Origin of the sequence: Streptomyces sp. SID5643, from assembly GCF_009872555.1 — a bacterium.
GTDB lineage: Bacteria > Actinomycetota > Actinomycetes > Streptomycetales > Streptomycetaceae > Streptomyces > Streptomyces iakyrus.
Genome location: NZ_WWIC01000084.1, coordinates 117210 through 143346, shown reverse-complemented (window position 1 = coordinate 143346; position 26137 = coordinate 117210). Strand labels below are relative to the sequence as shown.

22 protein-coding genes and 1 tRNA gene are annotated in these 26137 nt (G+C 71.2%); 16 read left to right on the top strand and 7 right to left on the bottom strand.

The window, feature by feature from the left end; genetic code table 11:
- Positions 1–392 precede the first annotated feature (392 nt).
- The 3 genes from GTY56_RS10670 to GTY56_RS10660 all read left to right on the top strand — a co-directional run bounded on the left by GTY56_RS10670 (position 393) and on the right by GTY56_RS10660 (position 6703).
- A complete protein-coding gene (locus GTY56_RS10670; RefSeq protein WP_161364771.1) occupies positions 393–1907 on the top strand; it encodes a PP2C family protein-serine/threonine phosphatase in 1515 nt (504 codons plus the stop codon).
- Between the two features lie 76 nt (positions 1908–1983).
- Complete coding sequence (locus tag GTY56_RS10665) at positions 1984–3474, top strand: aminopeptidase P family protein (RefSeq protein ID WP_161364769.1); 1491 nt, start codon at positions 1984–1986, stop codon at positions 3472–3474.
- 235 nt (positions 3475–3709) lie between these two features.
- Positions 3710–6703 (top strand): glycine--tRNA ligase, encoded by a 2994-nt coding sequence (locus GTY56_RS10660; protein ID WP_161364767.1) that lies wholly within the window; start codon positions 3710–3712, stop codon positions 6701–6703.
- Between the two features lie 75 nt (positions 6704–6778).
- Here the strand turns inward: GTY56_RS10660 and GTY56_RS10655 are convergent, their stop codons facing one another.
- Positions 6779–7243, bottom strand: a complete 465-nt coding sequence (locus GTY56_RS10655) for an ATP-binding protein (RefSeq protein ID WP_161364765.1) — start codon at positions 7241–7243, stop codon at positions 6779–6781.
- A gap of 244 nt (positions 7244–7487) precedes the next feature.
- Between GTY56_RS10655 and GTY56_RS10650 the strand changes: the two genes are divergently transcribed.
- The 9 genes from GTY56_RS10650 to GTY56_RS10610 all read left to right on the top strand — a co-directional run bounded on the left by GTY56_RS10650 (position 7488) and on the right by GTY56_RS10610 (position 17274).
- Complete coding sequence (locus GTY56_RS10650; protein WP_161364763.1) at positions 7488–8306, top strand: hypothetical protein; 819 nt, start codon at positions 7488–7490, stop codon at positions 8304–8306.
- Between the two features lie 119 nt (positions 8307–8425).
- Entirely contained in the window at positions 8426–9169 is a 744-nt protein-coding gene (locus GTY56_RS10645) for a YcnI family copper-binding membrane protein (protein WP_161364761.1), read from the top strand.
- Between the two features lie 90 nt (positions 9170–9259).
- Positions 9260–9913, top strand: coding sequence for an SCO family protein (locus tag GTY56_RS10640; RefSeq protein WP_161364759.1), 654 nt, complete (start codon positions 9260–9262; stop codon positions 9911–9913).
- On the top strand, positions 9910–10389 hold the full coding sequence (locus tag GTY56_RS10635) for a copper chaperone PCu(A)C domain-containing protein (protein ID WP_161364757.1): 480 nt from the start codon (positions 9910–9912) through the stop codon (positions 10387–10389). The genes GTY56_RS10640 and GTY56_RS10635 overlap by 4 nt, the downstream gene beginning before the upstream one ends.
- Positions 10390–10402: 13 nt before the next feature.
- The gene (locus GTY56_RS10630) at positions 10403–12373 is read left to right on the top strand and encodes a copper resistance protein CopC (RefSeq protein WP_161364755.1); all 1971 of its coding nucleotides are present in this window, start codon (positions 10403–10405) and stop codon (positions 12371–12373) included.
- A gap of 6 nt (positions 12374–12379) precedes the next feature.
- Positions 12380–13669, top strand: coding sequence for an iron uptake transporter deferrochelatase/peroxidase subunit (efeB, locus tag GTY56_RS10625; RefSeq protein ID WP_161364753.1), 1290 nt, complete (start codon positions 12380–12382; stop codon positions 13667–13669).
- A 62-nt stretch (positions 13670–13731) separates the two neighbouring features.
- A complete protein-coding gene (gene pheA / locus GTY56_RS10620) occupies positions 13732–14664 on the top strand; it encodes a prephenate dehydratase (protein WP_161364751.1) in 933 nt (310 codons plus the stop codon).
- 517 nt (positions 14665–15181) lie between these two features.
- Positions 15182–16459, top strand: a complete 1278-nt coding sequence (gene serS / locus GTY56_RS10615; RefSeq protein ID WP_161364749.1) for a serine--tRNA ligase — start codon at positions 15182–15184, stop codon at positions 16457–16459.
- Entirely contained in the window at positions 16456–17274 is an 819-nt protein-coding gene (locus GTY56_RS10610) for an HAD-IIB family hydrolase (protein WP_161364747.1), read from the top strand. Before serS ends, GTY56_RS10610 begins: the two co-directional genes overlap by 4 nt.
- Positions 17275–17295: 21 nt before the next feature.
- On the opposite strand, the gene GTY56_RS10605 is transcribed toward GTY56_RS10610, so the two are convergent.
- The 6 genes from GTY56_RS10605 to GTY56_RS10580 all read right to left on the bottom strand — a co-directional run bounded on the left by GTY56_RS10605 (position 17296) and on the right by GTY56_RS10580 (position 21543).
- Positions 17296–17382: transfer RNA gene (locus GTY56_RS10605), tRNA-Ser, on the bottom strand.
- Between the two features lie 284 nt (positions 17383–17666).
- Positions 17667–17930, bottom strand: a complete 264-nt coding sequence (locus GTY56_RS10600; protein WP_161364745.1) for an SGM_3592 family protein — start codon at positions 17928–17930, stop codon at positions 17667–17669.
- A 100-nt stretch (positions 17931–18030) separates the two neighbouring features.
- Positions 18031–18750: an ABC transporter permease subunit gene (locus GTY56_RS10595; protein WP_161364743.1), complete on the bottom strand. Its 720-nt coding sequence runs from the start codon at positions 18748–18750 to the stop codon at positions 18031–18033.
- 9 nt (positions 18751–18759) lie between these two features.
- The gene (locus tag GTY56_RS10590; protein WP_161364741.1) at positions 18760–19671 is read right to left on the bottom strand and encodes an ATP-binding cassette domain-containing protein; all 912 of its coding nucleotides are present in this window, start codon (positions 19669–19671) and stop codon (positions 18760–18762) included.
- The gene (locus GTY56_RS10585; protein WP_161364739.1) at positions 19668–20585 is read right to left on the bottom strand and encodes an ABC transporter permease; all 918 of its coding nucleotides are present in this window, start codon (positions 20583–20585) and stop codon (positions 19668–19670) included. Before GTY56_RS10585 ends, GTY56_RS10590 begins: the two co-directional genes overlap by 4 nt.
- Positions 20575–21543, bottom strand: a complete 969-nt coding sequence (locus GTY56_RS10580; protein WP_161364804.1) for an ATP-binding cassette domain-containing protein — start codon at positions 21541–21543, stop codon at positions 20575–20577. The genes GTY56_RS10585 and GTY56_RS10580 overlap by 11 nt, the downstream gene beginning before the upstream one ends.
- A gap of 168 nt (positions 21544–21711) precedes the next feature.
- On the opposite strand from GTY56_RS10580, the gene GTY56_RS10575 reads away from it, so the two are divergent.
- The 4 genes from GTY56_RS10575 to GTY56_RS10560 all read left to right on the top strand — a co-directional run bounded on the left by GTY56_RS10575 (position 21712) and on the right by GTY56_RS10560 (position 26128).
- Complete coding sequence (locus GTY56_RS10575) at positions 21712–23469, top strand: SDR family oxidoreductase (RefSeq protein WP_161364737.1); 1758 nt, start codon at positions 21712–21714, stop codon at positions 23467–23469.
- Between the two features lie 143 nt (positions 23470–23612).
- Positions 23613–24161, top strand: a complete 549-nt coding sequence (locus GTY56_RS10570) for an RNA 2'-phosphotransferase (protein WP_161364735.1) — start codon at positions 23613–23615, stop codon at positions 24159–24161.
- An 83-nt stretch (positions 24162–24244) separates the two neighbouring features.
- Positions 24245–25147, top strand: coding sequence for an LLM class flavin-dependent oxidoreductase (locus tag GTY56_RS10565; RefSeq protein ID WP_161364733.1), 903 nt, complete (start codon positions 24245–24247; stop codon positions 25145–25147).
- Between the two features lie 111 nt (positions 25148–25258).
- Positions 25259–26128, top strand: a complete 870-nt coding sequence (locus GTY56_RS10560; protein WP_161364731.1) for a Cof-type HAD-IIB family hydrolase — start codon at positions 25259–25261, stop codon at positions 26126–26128.
- Positions 26129–26137 lie beyond the last annotated feature (9 nt).

Below are 26137 nucleotides of genomic sequence, written 5' to 3'. Positions count from 1 at the left end.
AAGGGGAACCCCTATGGGTCGAGCTTCGGGCTGCCTCCACGGCCGTCCCGCCCATACTGCGTCCATCGAAAGCACGGGCGTGGCGTAGGGGTGGCGAAGTATGGCGTTTGCCGTCGCGCGTATTTCTCTCCGCCTCCGCCACGGGAGGATGGGGCACGGTCGTCGGTGGATAGGACGCCCGGTTCCGTCACCAGGTTCCGGGTGGTTCCCAACCACCCCTGGCCTTCACCGAGTACGTACCCATCACGACCGTTGTGACGCTCCGTCGAGCAAGCCCAGTCGACCGCAATAAGCCGTCCCCTGAGGCAGTTTTAAGCCAACTTTGCATTTCCGCAAGGGGAAGGGAAGTTGTTCTCTCGGCCCTCTCGGACACCAGGAATCCTGGCAGGACAATGCTGGACATCTCCTCACGAGTGCGTGTACATGTGGAGACACTGCTAGCGACGCAGAATGACATGGGGGTTTGCGATGCTTTTGAGCAGTACGTACCGGTTGGAAGGCCGGACGCCATGAACGCTCCGCACCCTCCGAAAGTGGCCGGAATCGATTCAACGGTTCCGGCACCCGCACACACTGTCGCGCCCGTCGCGGCGGGTGCGTCCCCGGCCGCTCCCGCGAACCCCCCGACCCCGCCCGCCGCGGTGCTCCAGGACCGCCTCGCCGGCTGGGTCTCCGACCTCACCACCCTGCACGAACTCACCGAACGCCTGGCCCGCACGGCCGCGCTCGACGAGGCCCTCCAGGAACTGCTGCGGGCCGGCGCCGCCCTCGTGGGCGCCCGGCGCGGCCTCGTCGTCCTGGAACCGGGCGAAGGACTCGGCCCGGACACCACCATCGGCCTCGGCCTCGCCCGCGCCGACCTCGGCCACATCGAGACCGTGCCCCGCAGCGCCCTGTCCTACGGCCGGATCCTCGACGGGATGGCCGGCGGCGAGGGCGGCATCGCCGAACCTGACCTGTTCGCCGTGGAGGGGCTCGACCCCCGCCACCGCGAGGTCGCGGCCCGCCTCGGTTACGCCGCCAGCTACGCCCTCCCCCTGACCACCGACACCGCGGGCCGCCTCGGCGTCGCCGTGTGGCTCTACGACGAGCCCGCCGAACCGGGCGAACGGCAGCGCCATCTCGCCGGCCTCTACACGCGGTATGCCGCCGAGCACCTGGCCCGCCTCCTGGAACTGGAACGCACCCGCACGGCCATGGCGACGATGTCGGACGAGCTGCTGCCCGCCCGGCTGCCCCGGGTCCCCGGCGTCCAGCTCGCGGCCCGGCACTGCACCGGCCCGCGCGGCGGCGGCGACTGGTACGACGCGCTGCCGTTGCCCGACGCGGCCCTCGGTCTCGCCGTCGGTTCCGTGACCGGCTCGGGCCCGAGCGCCGTCGCGGCGATGGGGCGGCTGCGGGCGTCGCTGCGCGCCTACGCCGTGATGGAGGGGGAGGACCCGGTCGCCGTCCTGTCCGACCTGGAGCTGCTGCTGCGGCTGACCGAACCGGCCCGCTCGGCCACAGCCCTGTTCGGCTACTGCGAACCGGCCGCACGAAAGATCACGCTGGCCGGTGCCGGGCACAGCCCGCCGCTGCTGATCGGACAGCGCCGGACCCAGTTCGTGGAGACGTCCGTCTCGGCCCCGCTCGGCATGCTCGCCTGCTGGGAGGCGCCCAGCGTGGAGATCCTCGCCGAGCCCGGAGAGACGGTTCTGCTCTACACCGACGGTCTGCTGCACCGCACGGGCGAGGCCACGGACCGCGCCTTCGCCCGGCTGCACGCGGCCGCGGCCGGAGTGCCCCGGACCCTGCGCGGCGAACCCGGCGCGATCGCGGACCACGTCCTGCGGAGCGTGCTGCCGGACGGGCTGGACGCCGCGGAGGGTACGGAGGACGTCGTCCTGCTGGCGGTCCGGTTCGAGTAACGCTCCTCGTCATCGCCCTGGGGCCGCTTCCGGGCCGCCGTACAGTGGACGGTGGTCCAGTGCCGTACCGAGGAGGATGACCGTGGCTGAGGAGCTCACACCCGCAGTGCCTGATCGTGCTGCTGACGCAGCGGGCCCGGACGAGAGCGAAGAGCCGATCAAGCAGCGGAAGAACGGACTGTACCCGGGCGTGTCCGACGAGCTGGCCGAGAACATGAAGAGCGGCTGGGCCGACACCGAGCTGCGCGACCTCGATCCCATCCCCCAGGCCGCCGAGACCGCCGCCCGCCGGGCCGCGCTGTCCGCGCGTTTCCCGGGCGAGCGTCTGGTGATCCCCGCGGGCAACCTGAAGACCCGCTCCAACGACACCGAGTACGCCTTCCGCGCCTCCGTCGAGTACGCGTACCTCACCGGCAACCAGACCGAGGACGGCGTCCTGGTCCTGGAGCCCACGGCCGAGGGCCACGAAGCGACGATCTACCTCCTGCCGCGCTCCGACCGCGAGAACGGCGAGTTCTGGCTGGACGGCCAGGGCGAGCTGTGGGTCGGCCGCCGGCACTCCCTCACCGAGGCCGGAACGCTGTACGGCATCCCCGCCTCCGACGTGCGCGAGCTGGCCGGCGCCCTGCGCGAGGCCACCGGGCCGGTGCGGGTCGTGCGCGGCTACGACGCCGGCATCGAAGCGGCCCTGACCGACAAGGTCACCGCCGAGCGCGACGAGGAGCTGCGGGTCTTCCTCTCCGAGGCCCGCCTGGTCAAGGACGCGTTCGAGATCGGCGAGCTGCAGAAGGCGGTCGACTCGACCGTGCGCGGCTTCGAGGACGTGGTGAAGGTCCTCGACAAGGCCGAGGCAACCTCCGAGCGGTACATCGAGGGCACGTTCTTCCTCCGCGCGCGCGTGGAGGGCAACGACGTCGGCTACGGCACGATCGCCGCCGCCGGGCCGCACGCCTGCACGCTCCACTGGGTGCGCAACGACGGGGCCGTGCGCTCGGGCGAGCTGCTGCTGCTCGACGCGGGTGTGGAGACGCACACGTACTACACGGCCGACGTGACGCGCACGCTGCCGGTCAACGGCCGGTTCGACGAGATCCAGCGCAAGATCTACGACGCCGTGTACGAGGCCCAGGAGGCCGGGATCGCGGCGGTGAAGCCGGGCGCGAAGTACCGCGACTTCCACGACGCCGCCCAGCGGGTGCTGGCCGAGAAGCTCGTCGAGTGGGGGCTCGTCGAGGGGCCGGTGGAGCGGGTGCTGGAGCTCGGGCTGCAGCGGCGCTGGACGCTGCACGGGACCGGTCACATGCTCGGCATGGACGTGCACGACTGCGCTGCCGCCCGGGTCGAGGCGTACGTCGACGGTGTCCTGGAGCCGGGGATGTGCCTGACGGTGGAGCCCGGGCTGTACTTCCAGGCCGATGACCTCACGGTGCCGGAGGAGTACCGGGGCATCGGGGTGCGGATCGAGGACGACATCCTCGTGACGGAGGACGGCAACCGGAATCTGAGTGCGGCGCTGCCTCGCCGGTCGGACGAGGTCGAGGCCTGGATGGCGTCCCTCAAGGGCTGAGTCCGGGGGGCGGGTGCGTGGGGCTGGTCGCGCAGCTCCCCGCACCCCTGCACGCGGCGCGGGTCGCGGCGGCCATCGTGACGAGGCCGGGGAGCAGCGCCGGAGCCGACCACCGCAGATCGCTGTGGGCCCGGACGTCCGACCGGTCGGTCAAGAAACAGCAGGTCAGCGCTAGTTGACGTATGAGATCATGGCCGACCTTGCCGGGCCGATTCGGGGAACGGGCGCGATCACCATGAAGAACGTATCCACGGCGCTGACCATGCAGGACGCCATCCTCACCCTGCAGAAGTACTGGAGCGACAACGGCTGCATGATCACGCAGCCGCTGAACACCGAGGTCGGAGCCGGTACGGCCAACCCGGCCACGGCACTGCGGGTGCTCGGTCCCGAGCCGTGGAGCGTCGCCTACGTGGAGCCGAGCGTGCGGCCCGACGACTCGCGCTACGGCGAGAACCCCAACCGGCTCCAGACCCACACCCAGTTCCAGGTGATCCTCAAGCCCGACCCGGGCAACCCGCAGGAGCTGTACCTGGGCAGCCTCCGGGCCCTCGGTGTCGACCTGAACGCCCACGACGTGCGGTTCGTCGAGGACAACTGGGCCTCGCCCGCCCTCGGCGCCTGGGGCCTGGGCTGGGAGGTCTGGCTGGACGGCATGGAGATCACCCAGTTCACCTACTTCCAGCAGGTCGGCGGCGTCGCGCTCGACCCGGTGTCGGTGGAGATCACGTACGGCCTCGAACGCATCCTGATGAACCTTCAGGGCGTGTCCCACTTCAAGGACATCGCGTACGCGCCGGGCATCACCTACGGCGAGGTGTTCGGGCAGAACGAGTACGAGATGAGCCGCTACTACCTCGACGACGCGGACATCGACACCAACCACCGGCTGTTCGAGTCGTACGCGGCCGAGGCCCGGCGCCTGCTGGACCTGGAACTGCCCGTTCCCGCGTACACCTACGTGCTGAAGTGCAGCCACACCTTCAACGTGCTCGACGCACGCGGCGCGATCAGCACCACCGAGCGCGCCAAGGCCTTCTCGCTGATGCGCGGCCTGACGCACGAGACGGCCAAGCTGTGGGAGCGGCGGCGGGCCGCGCTGGAGCATCCGCTCGGGCGGGCGGCGGCACCGGCCCCGGCCGAGCGGGCCATGCTCCCCAAGGTGCCCGGCGCCGAGACGCTGCTGTTCGAGATCGGCGTGGAGGAACTGCCCTACGCCGACGTCCCCGCCACCACGGAAGCGGTGCGCGAGTCCGTCACCGCCAAGCTCGCCGCGACCCGGCTGGGGCACGGCGCGATCACCGTGATGGCCACACCCCGCCGGATCGTGATCACGGTCGACGGGGTGCAGCCGCGCGAGCGGGACACCATGAAGACCGTGCGCGGGCCCAAGGTCGCCGCCGCCTTCAAGGACGGCGCCCCCACCCCCGCGTTGCTGGGCTTCGCCCGCAGCCAGGGCGCCGAACCTACGGACGTGCGGATCGTCGACGTCAACGGGGTCGAGTACGTGGCCCTGACCCGGCACGAGGAGGGCCGCCCGGCCGTCGAGGTGCTCAGCGACCTGCTGGCCGAGGTCGTCTCCGGGCTGCGGGCCGGGCGCAACATGCGCTGGAGCGATCCCGGACTGTCGTTCTCGCGTCCTGTGCGCTGGCTGCTCGCGCTGCTGGGCCGTACTCCCCTGCCCGTGGTGGTCTCCTCCCTCTCCGCGAGCGACACGACGCGGGTGCAGCGGCAGGCCCCCTACCCGGAGGTCCGGGTGACCTCCGCCGAGGGCTATCCGCACTTCCTGCACATGCACGGCATCCTGCTCGACCGGGACGCCCGGCGCGGCGCGGTCGTGCGTGGTGCCCTGGAGGCCGCCGCCGAGGTGGGCGGGCGCATCGACGTGGAGGGCCAGGCCGGGCTGATCGACGAGATCACCGACATCCTGGAGTTCCCCTACGCCGTGCGGGGCTCGTTCGACGAGCGCTACCTCGAACTGCCCGCGAGCGTCCTGACCACCGTGATGCGCAAGCACCAGCGCTATCTGCCGGTGCTGGACGGCGAGCGGCTCATGCCGCACTTCGTGACCTTCGCCAACGCCCTGTGCGACGACGACGTGGTGCGGGCGGGCAACGAGGCGGTGCTGCGGGCCCGTTACGAGGATGCCGCGTTCTTCTGGCGGGCGGACCTGAAGGTGGCGCCGGAGGAGTTCCGGCGGCGGCTGGACAAGCTGACCTTCGAGGACCGCCTCGGCACGGTCGCCGACCGCGCGGTCCGGCTCGCCTCCCTCGCCCAGGACCTGGCCGGACGGGCCGGGCTCCCGGAGGAGTCGGTGGAGGTCGTACGGCGGGCCGGTGCGCTGGCCAAGTTCGACCTGGCCTCGCAGATGGTGATCGAGTTCTCCGGGCTGGCCGGGGTCATGGCGGAGGAGTACGCCCGCCGGGCCGGCGAGTCCCCGGCGGTCGCCCGAGCTCTGGCCGAGATGGAGCTGCCCCGCTCCGCCGGTGGTGCCCTGCCCGCCGGGGACGCCGGTGCCGTGCTGTCCCTGGCCGACCGGTTCGACCTGGTGACGGGCATGTTCCTGATCGGGGCCGCACCGACCGGCAGCTCCGACCCGTACGGGGTGCGCCGGGCCGCGATCGGGCTGCTCAATGTGCTGCGCAGCCTGCCCGCCGTGGGCGGGGTGCGGGTGAGCGAGGGGCTGCGCGCGGCAGCCGTCCGGTATGCCGCGCAGGGCGTCGAGGTGCCCGCCGAGCGGGTCGCCGAGGCCGCCGAGCTCATCACCCGGCGCTACGAGCAGCAGCTCACCGACGCCGGGCACGAGCACCGGCTCGTCCAGGCCGTGCTGGTGTGGGCCGACCGGCCCGCCCACGGCGATCGCACGCTGGCGACGCTGGAGCGGCACATCGGCAGCGAGGCGTTCGAGGCACTCGCCGCCGCGTTCCAGAGGGTGGTGCGCATCCTGCCCGAGGGCGGTGTCGAGGCGGCGGACGGCTCTCTGCTGACCGCGCCCGCGGAACTGCGTCTCGCCGAGAGCGCACAGACCGTACGGCAGGCGTTGCAGGGCAGGGAGGACGATCTCGGCGCGCTGATCGAGGTCTCCGCCCCGCTGGTCGACGCGATCGGCGTCTTCTTCGACGAGGTCCTGGTGATGGACCCCGACCCGGCGGTCCGGGCGGCGCGGCTGGCGCTGCTGGCGGAGGTGGCGGGGCTGGCGCGTACGACGCTGGACTGGAGCGCGCTGTAGGAACGCCCACCCGGTCACGGGCGGTGTTTCACGTGAAACACCGCCCCGCCGGGAAGGTCCGCCCCGCCGGGAAGGTCAGACCGCCATCAGCGGTGCGTCGGAGCGCCACTTCAGGACCTTGTCGAAGCTCACCACGGCCCCGCCCCGGCCCGACTTGTTGCCGATGTGGACGTGATCGGCGAGTTCCTCGATGAGACACAGCCCCCTGCCGTTCTCCGCGTCGGAGTGCGCGGGGCGGAGCGGCGGACGGGACCGCCCGGCGGCGGTCGAGGGGAACCCCGGGCCCGCGTCGGCGACCTCGATCCGGCACTTCTCGCCGTCGAGGTACGCGGTGACCCGGTACGCCTCCGAACCGGGGCCGCGCCCCGTGTCCCCGCCGTGCTCCACGGCGTTCGCGCACGCCTCGCTGAGGGCGACGGAGAGGTCGTAGGAGATGTCGGGGTCGACGCCCGCGGTCTCCATCGTGCCGATCAGCAGACGGCGGGCGAGCGGCACGCTCGCAGCTTCGCGCCGCAGATGGAGTGACCACCAGATGCTCATGCTCCAGCCTCCTGGCTGCGGCTCGACATACCGTTACGTATTGCCCTCCGTGCCCGTGTGTAAGCGTGAAGTTGACGTGACGACGCCCATACGGCGGATGCGCGCTGGTCCTGATCGGTGTATGTGGGGGCAGAGAACAGCGCATCCGGGGGCGTGCAGGGCCAGAGCATGACGTTCCGGTCGTAGGGCATCTTGCGGACCTGCCGCACGGGGCCTGCGGGGCCAGTGCGATGATGAGCCCGCCATGACTGCCCCCCACGCGCGCGCGACGCGCTCCGGACACACGCTCCGGATCCTGCGGGCCGCGGTGTTCGCCGCGGTCTGCGTCGTGCTGGCCGGGGCAGGTCACGCGCTCGCCTCCTGCGACGGCATTCCGCTGTGGACGCTGGGCGCCGGGTTCCTCGGGGTGGTAGCGGCAGCGGCTCCGCTCGCCGGGCGCGTGCGCTCGCTGGCGGGGATCACCGGGATGCTCGCGGTCGGCCAGACGGTGCTGCACACGCTGTTCGGCCTCGGCCAGCACGGTACGGCCGCCGTCACGTCCTCGGGGCCCGCCGCCGGGAGCGACGCCGCGCTGGTCCAGCAGGCCGCGCGGTTCGTGTGCGGCACGACGGCGGCGGCGATCAGCCCGGCGCAGGCCCACAGGATCCTCACCGAAGCCCGGGTCCAGCCGTCTCCGGGCCCGCACACCCATCTGCCCGCGGGCACCCTGCCCGAGTCGGCCTCGCTGTGGCCGTCCCTGCCGATGCTGCTCGGTCACGTGCTAGCGGCGCTCGCCGCCGGCTGGCTGCTGCGCAACGGCGATCTGGCGCTGCTGCGGCTCACCGAACTGTCGGCGCAGGGAGTCGCCGAGGGGGCGCTCATGCGCTCCCTGCGGGCTGCTCTCGCACTGGTCCGCGCTCTGCGCGCCGGGCTCCCGGCAGCCGTGGAGGGTCGCCCGCGCCCCGTGTGCGCCACGCGGCCCGCGCCCCCGATGCCTCGCACCCTGGCACTCCAGCACTCGGTGATCCGGCGCGGCCCGCCGGCCGCCACGGCCTCCTCGGCCGCACTCGCCCTCGCCGCCTGACGCGACGCGACCACCAGCACTCCGCTCCCGCGGAGGAGGGGCCGCCGTCGTGCGGCACGCGCGTGTGCGCGCTTCTCTCCTTCCACCTTCAGACCGACTCACAGCGGAGTGCCCCTTCCATGAAGGCTTCCCGTATCGTCGCGGCCGGTGCCGCCGCCGGTATCACCGTTCTCGCCCTGTCCGCCCCCGCTTTCGCACACGTCACCGTGCAGCCCGAGGGCACGGCCGCCAAGGGCGGCTACGCGGTCGTCGACTTCAAGGTCCCCAACGAGCGCGACGATGCCTCGACCACCAAGCTCGAAGTGAACTTCCCGACCGACCACCCGCTGGCCTCGGTGATGCCGGAGCCGGTGCCCGGCTGGGACGTCAAGGTCACCAAGTCCACGCTGGACAAGCCGCTGGAGATGCACGGCAAGAAGATTTCCGAGGCCGTCACCAAGGTCACCTGGACCGCCGACGGTGAGGGCATCAAGGCCGGCTTCTTCCAGAAGTTCCCGGTCTCCATCGGCACCCTGCCCGAGAACACCGACCAACTGGTCTTCAAGGCCCTGCAGACGTACTCCAACAAGGAGGTCGTCCGCTGGATCGAGGTGCCGCAGAAGGGCCAGGAGGAGCCCGACAACCCGGCCCCGGTGCTGGAGCTGTCCGCCGCTTCGGAGGACGGGCACCACGACTCGGCGGCCGGTGACGACTCCGACGCCAAGTCGGCCGAGAAGGCCTCCGCCGAGACGGCCGCCTCCGACTCCGCCTCCTCCGACGGCACCGACACCACCGCCCGCGTCCTGGGCATCGTCGGCATCGTGGTCGGCGCGGCCGGTGTCGCCTACGGCGTGCTCGCCGGGCACCGGCGCACCACCGCCTGACGCTCTTCCGTTGACGGCGCGCGCCGGATCCCGCTCCCGGGCGGGACATCCCGGTGCGCGCCGGGTCACCGACATCTGGGACATTTCTCTATGCGCACCAAGACCTTCGCGGCGGCCGCTCTGCTCGCCGCCGCCTCCCTGACCCTGACCGCCTGCGGCAGCGGCGACGACGGCAACAAGCCCGTCGCCGTGGTGTCGGAGGAGGCCGGAACCGACAAGGCCGCCACCGTCCTCGACAAGCCGTTCGAGAAGCCGGACCTGGTCCTCACCGACACGCAGGGCAAGAAGTACGACCTCCGCAAGGAGACCAAGGGCAAGCCCACGCTGATCTACTTCGGCTACACCCACTGCCCGGACGTCTGTCCGCTGACGATGAACAACATCGCCGTCGCCAAGAAGCAGCTGCCCAAGACCGAGCAGGACGAGCTGCGCGTGGTGTTCGTCACCACCGACCCCAAGCGCGACACCCCGGCCGAACTCGGCAAGTGGCTCAAGGGCATCGACCCCAGTTTTGTCGGTCTGACCGGCGACTTCGCGACCATCCAGGCCGGCGCCCGCACCCTCGGCATCTCCATCGAGCCGACGACGAAGGACAAGAACGGCAAGCTCGTCTCCGAGCACGGCACCCAGGTCATCGCGTTCTCCCCGAAGACCGACGGCGGCTATGTGCTTTACGGCGAGGACGCCGACGTCGACGACTACACCAAGGATCTCCCCAAGATCGTCAACGGGGAGAACCCGTGAGGCGGCAAGCGGGCCCGGCGGCCCTCGTCATAGCCGGGGCACTGGCCCTGGCGGGCTGCGGCGGCTCGGACTCGGGCGGCTCCGGCGGCAGCGGCTCCGGGAAGGCGGAACTCTCCGTCGGTGCCGCGTACATGCCGCAGCCGGTGTCCGACGACATGGCGGCGGGATTTCTCACCGTCATCAACAAGGGCGGTGCCGCCGACGACCTGACTTCCGTCACCAGCGACATCGCCGGACAGGTCACCGTGCACGAGACCGTCGACGGGGCCATGCAGGAGGTCAAGAGCCTGAAGATCCCCGCGGGCGGCCGGCTGGAGCTGCGGAGCGGCGGCGACCACCTGATGTTCGAACAGCTCAAGCGCAAGCCGAAGGAAGGCCAGACGGTCTCCGTCGAGCTGCGCTTCGCCCACTCCGACCCCGTGAAGGTCGAGATGCCGGTGAAGCCGGCGACCTACACCCCGAAGACCGGACACTGAGGGAGGGACCCCTGTGACGCAGACCATCGCCCCCCGCGTCCGGACACTGATGCTGCTGCTCCTGGCCGTGGCCTGGGCACTCCTCGCCGGAGCCGGCCCGGCCTCCGCGCACGCCGCGGTGACCGGCAGCGACCCCGGCCAGGGGGCGGTGGTCGACAAGGCCCCGGCCCGGATCTCGCTCACCTTCTCCGAGCAGGTCGCGATGTCCGACGACGCGCTGCGCGTGCTCGACCCCGAGGGCAAGCGCGTCGACACCGGCAAGCCCTCCAACGTCAGCGGCACGACGTACGCCGTGCCGCTCCACTCGGGCCTGCCCGACGGCACCTACACCGTGGCCTACCAGGTCGTCTCGGCGGACAGCCATCCCGTCGCCGGCGCCTGGACCTTCTCCATCGGCGCCCCCTCCAAGACGTCCGTTTCGGTCTCCGGGCAGTCGGCCGACGACGGGGTCGTGGGCTGGCTGTACGGCTTCGGCCGCTATGTGTCGTACGCCGGGTTCATCGTGATGGCCGGCGGCGCCGCCTTCGTGCTCGCCTGCTGGCGGCGCGGTTCCGGGGTGCGGCCGGTGCAGCGGTTCGTCGTCTCCGGGTGGGTCGCGCTCACCGCGGCGACCCTCGCCCTGCTGCTGCTGCGCGGCTCCTTCACCGGCTCCGGGAAGATCGCCGACGTCTTCGACCTGTCCCTGCTCGGGCAGGTGCTCCAGACGAAGACCGGCGCGGCCCTGGTGTCCCGGCTGCTGCTGCTCGCCGCGGCGGCCCTGTTCATCGCCGTGCTGTTCGGGGCCTACGACAAGCGGGAGGACGCCCAGGAGAAGCGGGACCTGACCTTCGGGCTCTCGATCGGCGGCGTCGTCGTGGCGGCCGGGCTCGCGGCGAGCTGGGCGATGTCCGAGCACGCCTCGGTCGGCCTCCAGGCCGGCATCGCCATGCCGGCCGACGTGCTCCATCTGCTGGCCGTCGCCGCCTGGCTCGGCGGACTGGGCGCGCTCCTGATCGCCCTGTACCGCGCGCCCGCCGACACACCCGTCGACCGGTCGGCCGTACGCCGCTTCTCGCAGCTCGCCTTCGGCAGCGTCCTCGTGCTGATCGCGACCGGCACGTACCAGTCCTGGCGCCAGCTCGGCTCCTGGTCGGCCTTCACCGACACCCTTTACGGCCGGCTCCTGCTGGCCAAGATCGGCCTCGTCGTCGTCATGGTCGGCGTCGCGTGGATCTCGCGCCGGTGGACGGGACGGCTGGCGGAGACGGTGCCGGTGGAGGCAGCGGCGGTACGCGAGAAGGAGCGGGTCGGCGCGGGGACCGAGACCGCCGGTGAGGTGGACACCACCACCGTCTCCGACGGCCGCGACGCCCCTGCCGAGGGCGAGGCCGGCCCCGGCACCGACGAGCACCCCGGCGCCGAGCGTGCCGCGCAGCTCGCCCGGCAGCAGGCCGCCCGGGACACCGCGCGGCAGAAGCGGATGCGGGACGCGGACCCGAACCGCTCCGGACTGCGGCGCTCCGTGCTGGCCGAGGCCGGCATCGCGGTCGTGCTCCTCGCCGTCACCACCGTGCTGACGCAGACCGAGCCGGGACGCACCGAGCAGGAGGCCAAGGCGGCCGCCTCGTCCTCCGCGTCCGCCTCCGCCGACACGGGCGCGTCCGGAGCACTGACCCTGAACATGCCGTTCGACACCGGCGGCGAGGACGGCAAGGGCATCGTCACGATCGACCTCGACCCCGCCCGCGTCGGTGACAACGAGCTGCACGTCTTCGTGGAGCGGCCCAACGGCCGGGCCTTCGACATCCCCGAGGTGAAGGTCGAGTTCACCCTCGAAGCCAAGGACATCGGGCCCCTGCCCGTCGTCCCCGACCACATCGCTACCGGACACTGGTCGGCGAACGGAGTGCAGATCCCCATGGCCGGCGACTGGCAGGTCGACGTGACCGTGCGGACCTCCGACATCGACGAGGTGACCGTCTCCAAGAACGCGCAGATCGGCTGAACGACCATGCCTGACCAGTCCCTTCCGCAGGCCCGTACCCCCGAGGCCACCCCGGGCCGGAGGGAAGCGGCCCCCGCCCCCGAGGGCATCTCACGGCGGCGGCTGCTCGGCACCGCCGGTGCCACCGGGGTCGTCCTCGGCACGGCCGGCGCCGCCGTGGGTTACGCCGCCGCTCCCTCCGAAGCCGCGGCTCCCCTCACCTCGCTCGGTACGGACCGGGCGATGTTTCACGGGAAACATCAGCCCGGCATCACCGACGGCCTCCAGGCCCGCGGCCACGTCGTCGCCTTCGACCTGGCGGCGGGCGCCGGACGCAAGGAGGCCGCCGCTCTGCTCCGCCGCTGGTCGGAGACGGCCCGGCGGCTGATGGCGGGCGAGCCGAGCCCCCACGACGACACGGACGTGGCCCGCGACGCCGGGCCCTCGTCCCTGACGGTCACCTTCGGATTCGGCCACAGCTTCTTCGCCCGGACGGGCCTGGAGAAGCAGCGCCCCACCGCCCTGGACCCGCTGCCCGAGTTCTCCTCGGACCACCTTGACAAGAACCGCAGCAACGGCGATCTCTGGGTGCAGATCGGCGCCAATGACGCCCTGGTCGCCTTCCACGCCCTGCGCGCGATCCACAAGGACGCGGGCCGGGCCGCCAAGGTGCGCTGGCAGATGAACGGCTTCAACCGCTCACCGGGCGCCACCTCCCACCCCATGACGGCGCGCAACCTGATGGGCCAGATCGACGGCACCCGCAATCCGAAGCCGAGCGAGGCCGACTTCGACCAGCGCATCTTCGTCCCCGAGAAGGGTGAACCGGCCTGGATGGCGAACGGCTCCTACGCCGTGGTCCGCCGGATCCGCATGCTCCTCGACGACTGGGAGAAGCTCTCCGTCAGGGCGCAGGAGGACGTGATCGGGCGCCGTAAGTCCGACGGTGCGGCGCTGTCCGGGGGCACCGAGACGACCGCGATGGACCTGGAGAAGACGGACGCCGAGGGCAACCTCGTCGTCCCGATCAACGCCCACGCCCGCATCACCCGGCCCGACCAGAACGGCGGCGCGGCAATGCTCCGCCGGCCGTTCTCCTTCCACGACGGCATCGACGCCGACGGGGTGCCCGACGCCGGCCTGCTGTTCATCTGCTGGCAGGCCGATCCGCTGCGCGGCTTCGTACCGGTGCAGCGCAAGCTCGACCGGGGCGACGCCCTGTCCACGTTCATCCGCCATGAGTCGAGTGGGCTGTTCGCCGTGCCGGGCGGGGCCGCGGAAGGCGAGTACGTGGGGCAGAAGTTGCTGGAGGGGTGATAGCCGGGCGCTGTACCGGCTTGTGGCGGATACCGCTTCCGCAAGCCCATTAGGGTGAGGTCATGCCAGCGAGCTATGCGTATCTCGGCCCCGAGGGCACCTTCACCGAAGTCGCCCTGCGCACGCTTCCCGAGGCCGCCACCCGGGAACTCGTCCCGTACGTGTCCGTCCAGTCCGCACTCGACGCGGTACGCGCAGGCGAGGCCGAGGCCGCGTTCGTGCCGATCGAGAACTCCGTCGAGGGCGGCATCACCACCACCCTGGACGAACTGGTCGCCGGTGCCCCGCTGATGATCTACCGCGAGGTGCTGCTGTCGATCACCTTCGCGCTGCTGGTGAGGCCCGGCACGAAGCTGTCGGACATCAAGACCGTCTCCGCCCACCCGGCGGCGCAGCCACAGGTGCGCAACTGGCTGAGGAAGCACCTGCCGGACGCGCACTGGGAGTCGGCCGCCTCGAACGCGGACGCCGCCCGCCTGGTCCAGGAGGGCCAGTACGACGCCGCCTTCGCGGGTGAGTTCGCCGCGGCCCGCTACGGCCTGGAGGCCCTGGAGACCGGGATCCACGACGCGGAGAACGCCCAGACGCGGTTCGTGCTGGTCGGCCGGCCCGCCCGGCCCGCGGCACCGACCGGCGCGGACAAGACCTCGATCGTGCTGTGGCAGCGCGACGACCACCCCGGCGGTCTGCGCGACCTGCTGGGCGAGTTCGCCACCCGTGGCATCAACCTGATGCTGCTCCAGTCCCGGCCCACCGGCGCGGGCATCGGGAACTACTGCTTCTGCATCGACGCCGAGGGCCACATTTCCGACCGCCGGGTGGCCGACGCCCTGATGGGCCTGAAGCGGATCTGCCTCCAGGTGCGCTATCTGGGCTCCTACCCGCGCGCGGACGTGCGTCCGGGAGATGTTCAGCCGCCGCGCCTGGGGACCTCCGACGATGAGTTCATGGCGGCGGCGGACTGGGTCGCGCGATGCCAGGACGGCCGCTTCTAGGCGGTCGTACCTGCTGATTGTCGTTATCCACAGAAGTTTTCCACAGGTCCGCTTCTCGACCTGGGGACAAGTCGACAACGAAGCGTGAGTCAGTCGACAAATCGCCCTACAGGCCCTTGATGCGGCCATCAGGGGGCAGGTCATCCTTCGTCCACCGTTTCCCCTTGCGTAACTCTTAAGGGTGACCCATTTCCACTCGAAAGTGAGGGTAAAGCGGGTTTACGAAGGGGATTCTGAAGGGTGACCGGGCCTTTCGGAGTGATCAATTCCGAAGTCCACAGATCTTCCACACAGCCTGTGGATAACTCTGCTGGGGCATGGATCCCTGTGGACAACTCAAACCCAAGTCCCGCTGCGCACAAGGGATTCGCGTCAATGCGACGCCCCGCGGATGCCTCACACCGGGGACGGGGGACCTTTTTATTGACACTGCACGTAATTCGCCCATAACGGTACGTATGCCACGCCCGCGATAGTGAGTCGTGGGCGGTCACCCCACACCGGTAGCCTTGGGCGCGTGATTGACCTTCGCCTGCTCCGTGAGGACCCCGACCGTGTGCGCGCTTCGCAGCGCGCCCGTGGAGAGGACGTCGCCCTCGTCGACGCCCTCCTGTCTGCCGACGAGCGGCGCAGGTCGTCCGGCGTCCGCTTCGACGAGCTGCGCGCCGAGCAGAAGGCGCTCGGCAAGCTCATCCCCAAGGCGGCCGGTGACGAGAAGTCCGAGCTGCTGAAGAAGGCGGGCCAGCTCGCCGCCGACGTCAAGGCGGCCGACGCCGAGCGCGACGCCGCCGCGAGCGAGACCCAGGAGCTGCTCCAGAAGCTCGGCAACCTCGTCCACCCGGACGTTCCCGTGGGCGGCGAGGAGGACTTCGTCACCCTCGAGAAGCACGGCACGATCCGCGACTTCGCCGCCGAGGGCTTCGAGCCCAAGGACCACCTGGCGCTCGGCCAGATCCTCGGCGCGATCGACGTGGAGCGGGGCGCCAAGGTCTCCGGCTCGCGCTTCTACTTCCTGACCGGCGTGGGCGCACTCCTGGAGCTGGCCCTGGTGAACGCGGCGATGGCGCAGGCCACCGCGGCCGGCTTCACCCCGATGCTGACCCCGGCGCTGGTCCGCCCCCAGTCCATGGCGGGCACGGGCTTCCTCGGCCAGGCGGCCCAGGACGTCTACCACCTCGCCGACGACGATCTGTACCTGGTCGGCACGTCCGAGGTGCCGCTCGCCGCGTACCACATGGACGAGATCCTCGACGCCGACCGGCTGCCCCTGCGCTACGCGGGCTTCTCGCCCTGCTTCCGCCGCGAGGCCGGCTCGCACGGCAAGGACACCCGGGGCATCTTCCGCGTGCACCAGTTCGACAAGGTCGAGATGTTCTCCTACGTCGCTCCCGAGGACTCGCAGGCCGAGCACCAGCGCCTGCTGGAGTGGGAGAAGCAGTGGCTCACCTCGCTGGAGCTGCCGTACCGCGTGATCGACGTGGCGAGCGCCGACCTCGGTGCCTCGGCCTCCCGCAAGTTCGACTGCGAGGCGTGGATCCCGACCCAGGGCAAGTACCGCGAGCTGACCTCGACGTCGGACTGCACCGAGTTCCAGTCCCGCCGTCTGTCGATCCGCGTCCGTGAGGGCAAGCAGGTCCGCCCGCTGGCCACGCTCAACGGCACGCTGTGCGCCGTCCCGCGCACGATCGTGGCGATCCTGGAGAACCACCAGCAGGCCGACGGTTCGGTGCGCGTGCCCGAGGTGCTGCGTCCGTACCTGGGCGGCCGGGAGGTCCTGGAGCCGGTGGCCAAGTGAGCGACACGGCTTCCGCGGGAGGCTTCCCGTACCGGCTCGTCGCCACCGACCTCGACGGGACGCTGCTGCGCTCCGACGACACGGTGTCGCAGCGCACCCGTGACGCGCTCGCCGCCGCCACGGCGGCGGGCGCAGCGCACATCGTCGTCACCGGCCGCGCCGTCCCCTGGACCCGGCACATCCTCGACGACCTCGGCTACCAGGGCCTGGCCGTCTGCGGCCAGGGCGCGCAGGTCTACGACGCCGGCGCGCACCGCCTGCTGACGTCGGTGACGCTGGACCGGCAGCTGGCCGGGGTGGCGCTGGCCAAGATCGAGGCGGAGGTCGGCCCGCTCCACCTGGCGGCGAGCCGCGACGGCCTGGAGGGCGAGGTACTGGTGGGCCCGGGCTACGCCGTCCAGGGCACCCTGCCCGCCACGCCCTTCACGGACGCGTCCGACCTGTGGACCGCGCCCCTGAACAAGCTGTACATCCAGCACCCGACGCTGACGGACGACGAGCTGTGCGAGGTGGCGACGCGCACCGCCGGCGGGTTCGTCACCGTCACGATGGCCGGCGCCGGCATCGTCGAGCTGCTCCCCCTGGGTCTGTCCAAGGCGACGGGCCTGTCCCTGGCGGCCCGTCGGCTCGGGATGAAGGCGGCCGACACGATCGCCTTCGGCGACATGCCCAACGACATACCGATGTTCGCCTGGGCCTCCTACGGCGTCGCCATGGCGGACGCCCATGAGGAACTGAAGGCGGTGGCCGACGAGGTGACGTCCTCCCACGACGAGGACGGCATCGCGGTGGTACTGGAGCGGTTGCTGGGCTGAGCCTTCGTAGCGTGTGCGCGGCGGAGGATGCACGGATCGAACGTGCGCGGGCCTTTCGACCCGACCATGGCTTAGCAAGCCAGTGCCTTACCACTCGGCCAATCCTCCGGGTGGGCGGCCTCACGCGAAGTGCGATTCGCGTGCTCGAAGCGGCCGCCCCGGGCAGCTCCCCGTGGGGGGCGGGTTCTACGGAGGGGTGGTGACTACTCCGGATCCCGCCGCGGGCTGCCCTGAAGGGAGCTGGACGTACTGCCGTGCATGGACATCGTCCCGCTCCTCTCCCAGAACGTGGCGCCGGGCTTCTCGCCCGGCCGTGACGACATCCACTCTGCCCGCCGGGCGAATGGGGCGCCACCGATTAAATCGGCGGTCGGTCCGTGGTGGCGGTCCGGCTACTTCCTGCGCCGTCTGCGCCGCCGGGACTTGCTGAAGAACCAGCCCGCGGGCGGCTCGTCGGACCGCCAGGGCTGCGACTCAGGTGCCTCGCGGCGCCACTTCGCCGCGAGCATCCGCGCTCGGGCGGACGGCTCGGAGGCTTCGGCGGAGCGTATGAAGTCCTCGTCCAGTACGACGCCGTCGAGGTCGTCCCGGGCGCTGTCACCAGGTCCGGAACCCGGCTGCCCGCCGTCGTCGTACTGAGCCCTCTCGCCCGCCATCCCCGCCTCCCAGCCGTCCAACTCCCGTGGTGCTTCCCCTACATCCCGTTCGACCAGTGTGCCCGGACGGAGATGAAGCCCCCGTCAAGGCCGGGGCACGTCACTCCTCGCCGGCGAGCGTCAGGGAGCGCAGCTTCTGTCCGGCGAACCAGGTGGCCAGCACCGTGACGGCCACCAGCAGCACCGTCGCCGCGGTGAGTCCCACGTCCGAGGAGACCAGGTCCCCGCCGGACACCTTCTGAGCCACCGCCAGCGACCACTGCTGGACGCTCAGCGTGCGCGCGCCCGGCACCAGGGAGCCGAACAGGGCCTCCCAGACCAGGGCGTAGACCAGCCCGAACACCACCGCGTGCCGGGAGACCGTGCCGAGCAGCAGGAAAAGGGCCGCGTAGGCGATCGAGGCGACCAGGGCGGCCACCGTGTAGGCGACGGCGACCTGCTGGCCGTTGCCGTTCAGGATGAAGCCGGCGATGAGCGTCGGCACGGCGGAGAACACCATGGTCACCGCGATCGCGACGATCAGCTTGGTGAAGATGATGGTCGGCCGCTTGATCGGCTTGGACAGCAGGTACACCACCGAGCCGTCGTCGATCTCCGGGCCGATCGCGCCGGTTCCGGCGATGACGCCGATGATCGGCACCATCGTGGCGAGGGCGAGTCCGCCCAGCAGGTCGGACGCCGTCTGGTCGTCCGCCCCGGCCAGGCCGCGCACCGCTACGGCGATCACGATCAGCAGCAGGGGCAGAGCGCCCAGGATGAGGGCCCGGCGCCGGCCGAGCAGGGCCCGGTAGGTGAGCCGGGCGACTGTGGGGTCGTACATCAGGGCCTCCTACGCCGCGACCAGGTACGAGAACACGGACTCGAGGGACTCGTCGGACGGCGAGACCGTGAGCAGCCGGATGCCGTGGTCCCTGGCGACCTTCGGCAGAAGGGCCGTGAAGCGGCCGAAGTCGACAGCCTGGATGCGCAGCGCGCCCTCGGTGACGTCGACCTCGATGCCGGATGTCGACGGGTCGGCGATCAGCGCGGCCGCGAGGGTGCGGTCGTCGCTGGAGCGCACCAGGTAGCGGTGCGGCCGGTCGGTCATCAGGCGGCGGATCTTGCGGAAGTCCCCGCTGGCGGCGTGCCGGCCGGCGACGACGACCTCGATGTGCCAGGCGAGTTGCTCGACCTCTTCGAGGATGTGGGACGAGAACAGGACCGTGCGGCCCTCGTCGCCCATGCGGCGCAGCAGGTCCATCAGCTGCATGCGCTGGCGCGGGTCCATGCCGTTGAACGGCTCGTCCAGCAGGAGCAGGGAGGGCTCGTGGACGAGCGCGCTGGCCATCTTCACGCGCTGGCGCATGCCCTTGGAGTACGTCTGGATCTTGCGGTCCTGGGCGTACTCCATCTCGACCGTGGCGAGTGCCTTCTGGGCCGCCTTGGCACCGAGCCCGTGCAGCTCGGCGTTGGCCAGGACGAACTCCTTGCCGGTGAGGAAGTCGTACATCGCCTCCCGCTCGGGGACGACGCCGATGTGCCGGTAGATCTGCTCGTTGCGCCATACGGCCTGGCCGTCGAGGGTGACCGTGCCGGTGGAGGGGGCCAGGAAGCCGCCCATCATGTTGATGAGGGTGGACTTCCCGGCGCCGTTGGGGCCGAGCAGGCCGGTGACGCCGGGGCCGATGGTCATGGTGATGTCGTTGACGGCGACCACGTTGCCGAACCAGCGGGAGACGTGGTCGATGTTGAGCGTGGTCACAGTCCCACCTTCTTGTAGCGGCGCATCAGGAGGCCGTAGCTCGCCGCGATGAGGCCCAGGGCGACGAAGACGTAGACGACACCCTCGGCGGTGCTCGGGCCCACCCCGCTGGGGGAGGCGGACGTCGCGCCCAGGAACGCGGAGTGCACACCGTCGACGATCGTGATCGGCGAGAACAGCCCGATCCACGGCACGGCGTCGCCGCTGCCCTGGGCGTCGGCGATGGCCTGGAGGGTGGAGACCGCGCCGTAGGTGATGGTCAGTACGGCGATCACGGCCGCGATGCCGAAGCCGCGGCGCGGGGTGAAGGACGCGATGACCAGGCCGATTCCGGCGAAGAGCAGGGAGAGCAGTGCCACGGAGACCAGTCCCTGTGCGAATCCCTTGGTCTGGGCGGCGAAGTCCAGCTTGGTCAGCAGCGCGCCCGCGTAGAGGACGAGCAGGGGAGCGGCCGTGAGGACGAACAGCGCCGAGGCCAGCGCGGCGAACTTGGCGCGGACGTAGTCGGCGGTCTCGATGGGCCGCGAGAAGTACAGCGGAACGGTCTTGAAGCGCAGGTCCCGCGAGACGGACTGGGGTGCCTGGGAGGCGACGTACAGGCTGATGACCGCCTGCATGATGACGGCGTAGCGCGTGTAGTCCACGGGCAGGGCGTTGGCCTTGGTGACGACCGTGACGGCGACCATGATGGCCGCGGGCACGCACATCACCACGAAGAGCAGCATCGGCAGCACCTTGGACTTCACCGAGCGGCCGAGGCCGTAGGAGCCGCGCAGGGACTGCGAGTACAGGGAGCGGCGGGCGTAGGCGCGGCCGAGGCGCGGGCCGTCGTAGTTGCGGTAGCCGATGTTGTGGATGCGGGTCTGGTCGCCCGGTGCCGGGGCGGGTGTCCCCGTGGAGTGCTCAACCGCCATGGCCGACCGCCTCCTTCCGCTGCTCGCGCTCGTCGCTGCCGGTGAAGACCTCGGAGATGTGGTGCCGGCGCTGCTCCATGCGCACCAGGCCGAGTCCGAGGTCCGCGATCACGTCCCGCACCAGGTCGAACGTGTCCTCGCCCTGCGCGGTGAGCAGCAGGACGTGACCGGCGCCCGGCAGGCCGCTGCCGTCCTCGACGGTCACTCCGCGCGCGTGCAGCGCCTCGCGGACCGCGCGGGTGCCGTCCGGGTGCTCGTCGGTGTCGGTGACCTCGATCGCGAGGGTCGTGGTGGTCTGCGTGAAGTCCGTGGTGGAGCTGGAGCGCAGGAGCTTGCCGCCGTCGACGACGACGACGTGATCGCAGGTGCGCTCCAGTTCGCCCAGGAGGTGGGAGGTGACCAGGACCGAGATGCCGAAGTCGGTGTGGATGCGACGGATCAGGCCGAGCATCTCGTCACGGCCGACCGGGTCGAGGCCGTTGGTCGGCTCGTCGAGGAAGACCAGCTGCGGGTCGTGGACGAGGGCCTGCGCCAGCTTGACGCGCTGTTTCATGCCGGTCGAGTAGCCGCCGATGGGGCGGTAGCGCTCCTCGTACAGGCCGACGTGGCGCAGGGTGTCCGCGGTGCGCTCGCGGGCGGCGGTGGGCGGCAGGCCGGACATGCGCGCCATGTGGACGACGAACTCGGTGGCCGAGACGTCCGGCGGCAGGCAGTCGTGCTCGGGCATGTAGCCGACCCGCTCACGGATGGCGGCGCCCTTGGTGGCGACGTCGAGACCGAGCACTTCGGCGCGGCCCTCGGTGGCGGGGGACAGACCCAGCAGGATCTTGATCAGTGTGGACTTGCCGGCTCCGTTGGCTCCGACGAGTCCGGTCACACCGGGTCCGACGTCCACGGAGAGCCGGTCAAGCGCGGTCACCCGGGGGAACCGCTTGCTCAGGCTTTCGGTCACGATCACAGTCACCCTTCGAAGGTAGGGGCCGTGCGCGTGGCGGTCGTCACTCCGCAGAGCTGTATCGGGATCAGCCCTGAGTATTACGGGCCCCTAGGGGAGCCGGTCCTCCGGAGTCACCACGCCCGGGAAGCCTCTATTGACGAACTCTCTAACAAGTGCCAGATTCGCCGGATGACGTTGCTGACGGGCGCGCGGGAGCGCTGGGTGCGGACCGGCGAAGTCGAGCTGTGCGTGGCCGAGATGGGTGATCCGGGACGGCCGACGGTCGTCCTGGTGCACGGCTACCCGGACAGCAAGGAGGTGTGGTCCGAGGTCGCCGGGCGGCTCGCCGGACGCTTCCACGTGGTCGCGTACGACGTCCGCGGCCACGGCCGGTCGTCGGCGCCGCGGCCGCTGCGGGGCGGTTTCACCCTGGAGAAGCTGACGGACGACTTCCTGGCCGTCGTGGACGCGGTGAGTCCGGACGCGCCGGTGCACCTGGTGGGGCACGACTGGGGCTCGGTGCAGGCCTGGGAGTTCACCACCGTGCAGCGCACCAGGGGCCGCATCGCCTCCTTCACCTCGATGTCCGGGCCGTCCCTCGACCACTTCGGCCACTGGATCGGCCGGCGCGTGAAGCGGCCCACCCCGCGCCGGGTGGGCCAGCTGCTCGGGCAGGGCGCCCGGTCCTGGTACGTGTACCTGCTGCACACGCCCGTGCTGCCCGAGCTCGCCTGGCGCGGCCCGCTCGGCACGCGCTGGCCGCGGATGCTGGAGCGCGTCGAGAAGGTGCCCCGGGGCGACTACCCCACCGCGTCCCTGCCGTCGGACGCCGCCCACGGCGCCTGGCTCTACCGGGACAACGTCCGGCCCCGGCTGCGCGCCCCCCGCCCGGACGCGCACGCCCACGCGCCCGTACAGGTCATCACGCCCCTGGAGGACCGGTTCCTCTCGGAGCGGCTCCACGATGAACTGGATCAGTGGGTTCCGCAGCTGACCCGCAGGACGGTCCAGGCGGGGCACTGGATCCCGCGCACCCGCCCGGACCAGCTGGCCTCCTGGATCGACGAGTTCGTGACGTCCGTCGAGGGCGGACGGCCCCCGGCGGTGGCGAGCGGCGCACACGCCGAGCGGTTCGGCGGGCAGCTCGTGCTGGTCACCGGGGCAGGCAGCGGCATCGGGCGGGCGACGGCGCTCGCCTTCGCGGAGGCCGGAGCGCGCGTGGTGGCCGTCGACCGAAATGCCGGGGCGGCGGTCGGCACCGCCGAGAAGGCGCGTCTGCTGGGCGCACCCGAGTCCTGGGCGGAGACGGCCGACGTCTCCGACGAGCAGTCCATGGAGAAGCTCGCCGAGAAGGTCACCACCGAGTACGGAGTGGTGGACGTCCTCGTGAACAACGCCGGGATCGGACTGTCCGGTTCCTTCTTCGACACCACGCCGGAGGACTGGAAGAAGGTCCTGGACGTCAACCTGTGGGGCGTCATCCACGGCTGCCGGCTCTTCGGCCGGCGGATGGCCGAGCGTGGGCAGGGCGGACACATCGTCAACGTGGCCTCGGCCGCGGCGTACCAGCCGTCCCGGGCGCTGCCCGCTTACAGCACCTCCAAAGCGGCCGTGCTGATGCTCAGTGAATGCCTGCGGGCGGAGCTGGCGGGCCAGGGGATCGGCGTGACGGCGGTGTGCCCCGGGTTCGTCAACACGGCCATCACCTCGACGGCGCACTTCGCCGGAGTCGACGCCCGGGAGGAGAAACGGCTGCAGAGGCGAGCCGCCCGTCTGTACGGACTGCGCAACTACCCGCCGGAGAAGGTGGCCCGTGCGATCCTGCGGGCGGTGACGCGCAACGGGGCTGTGGTGCCGGTGACACCGGAGGCGCGGGGTGCGCGCTGGGTGTCACGGTGGGCGCCGGGAGCACTGCGGGGCATCGCGCGACTGAAGCCGCCGGTGTGAAGCGAGGCCCAAAACCCCTGCGGTGAGGGGAAGTTGTCCACAGAATCGCGCATTCCCCTGTGGATAACCATACTTGGCTGTGGATCAAACCTCCGGGATGGAACTCGATCGCGTGACGCGTATCTCTCCCGCACCCTGGGGGGATGGACGAAAGACGCACCGTGAAGGTGTCGAAGTACCTGGCGAAGCATCTGCGCCACCAGCCCGAACGCATCGGGCTCACGCTCGACGAGGCCGGCTGGGTCGAGATCGACACACTGATCGCCGCAGCCACTGCGCACGGCTTCCGGTTCACCCGCGACGAGCTGGACCATGTCGTCGCCACCAATGACAAGCGGCGCTTCGCCGTCGAGGGCACCCGGATCCGCGCCAGTCAGGGCCACAGCGTGGACGTCGACCTCGGACTGGCACCGGCCACCCCGCCCGCGCACCTCTACCACGGCACCGTCGCCCGCACCCTGGACGCGATCCGGGCCGAGGGACTCCGTCCGATGAACCGGCACGCCGTGCATCTCTCGCCCGACCGGGACACGGCGACCCGCGTCGGAGCCCGCCGGGGGCGGCCGGTCGTGCTCGGGGTGGACGCGTCCGCCATGCACGCCGACGGCCACGTCTTCCACGTCAGCGCCAACGGGGTGTGGCTCACGAGGGCCGTACCGCCGCGCTACCTGCGCTTTCCCGGACCGCACTGATCGGGTGGTGTGACCAGACACTCAGGGTGACTGGTTTCACGTGAAACACGGGTGGTCCACGGGGCTCGCTTAGGCTCGATCTCATGACTCTGCGCCTGAGCACCGTGATCCTCCCGTACCGCCGCTGGCACGAAGGCGGCCGCGCGGCCTGGACGCGCGCGGAGCAGCTCGGCTTCCACACCGCCTACACCTACGACCACCTGTCGTGGCGCACCTTCCGGGACGGCCCGTGGTTCGGCGCCGTACCGACCCTCACGGCCGCCGCGAGCGTCACCGACCGGCTGCGGCTGGGCACCCTGGTGACCTCCCCGAACTTCCGGCATCCCGTGACGCTCGCCAAGGAGCTGATCTCCCTCGACGACATCTCCGGAGGACGGGTCACCCTGGGCATCGGCGCGGGCGGCTCGGGCTTCGACGCCACCGCGCTCGGCCAGGAGCCCTGGACACCGCGCGAGCGCGCCGACCGCTTCGCCGAGTTCGTCCCGCTGCTCGACCGGCTGCTCAGCGAGGACGCCGTGTCGTACGAGGGTGACTTCTACTCCGCCCACGAGGCCCGGAACATCCCCGGCTGTGTGCAGCGGCCCCGGCTGCCGTTCGCGGTGGCGGCCACCGGTCCGCGGGGGATGCGGCTCGCCGCCCGGTTCGGTCAGGCGTGGGTGACCACCGGCGACCCCAAACTGTTCGAGAACGGCACGCCCGAACAGTCGATTCGGGCCATTCGCGGGCAGGCGGAGAGGCTCGACGACATCTGCGCCGAGGTCGGCCGGGACATGACCGGCCTCGACCGGGTCCTGCTCACCGGCTTCACACCGGACCGCAACGGCCCGCTGGAGTCCCTGAACGCCTTCGTGGACTTCGCCGGACGCCATGCGGAACTGGGCTTCACGGAGGTCGTGATCCACTGGCCGATCCCCGACTCGCCGTTCGCGGCGGAGGAGAAGATCTTCGAGCAGATCGCGATGGAGGCGCCGGCGCAGTTGCGCTGAGCGTCGACGGACGGGCCGGAGAGCCTCTGGTCAGGGCGGCGTCAGGGCGGTATCCACTCACTTGTGCGGAGCCCCGCACGCCCGTGCAGGCATGTGCGGGACAATGGCCGGGTGACCTCAGCGACCCGACAGCCCGAGACCGCGGCCGAGACCCTCCCGCCGCGGCTGATCGCCACCGACCTCGACGGCACCCTGCTGCGCGACGACAAGTCGGTGTCCCCGCGTACGGTCGCCGCGCTGGCCGCCGCCGAGGAGGCGGGCATCGAGGTCTTCTTCGTCACGGGCCGCCCGGCCCGCTGGATGGACGTCGTCAGCGACCACGTGCACGGGCACGGCCTGGCCATCTGCGGCAACGGCGCCGCCGTCGTCGACCTGCACGGCGGACCGGGCACCCACCGGTTCGTGAAGGTGCGGGAGCTGGCCAGGGAGAACGCCCTGGACGCCGTACGGCTGCTGCGCGACGCGGCGCCGGGCACCGTGTACGCGGTGGAGCAGACGTACGGCTTCTACCAGGAGCCGGCGTACCCGAAGCTGCACATGGAGACACCGGACAGCCTCGACCCGGCCGAGGAACTGCTGGGCCCGGACCACCCGGCCGCCGCGGAGCCGGTGCTGAAGATCCTCGCCTACCACCCCGAGATCGACCCCGACGCCTTCCTGACCCTGGCCCGCCTCGCCATCGGCGACCGTGCCAACGTCACCCGGTCCAGCCCCAGCGCACTGCTCGAGATCAGCGGCCCGGGAGTGTCCAAGGCCAGCACCCTCGCCCTGTGCTGCGCCGAGCGCGGCATCTCGCACGAGCAGGTGGTCGCCTTCGGCGACATGCCGAACGACGTCGAGATGCTGACCTGGGCGGGCCGGTCGTACGCGATGGGCAACGCCCACCCGGACGTGATCGCCGCCGCCTCGGGCCGGACGGTCGCGAACAACGAGGACGGGGTGGCGGTCGTGATCGAGCAGTTGCTGAGGGACCTGCCGTAGCCGCCCGGG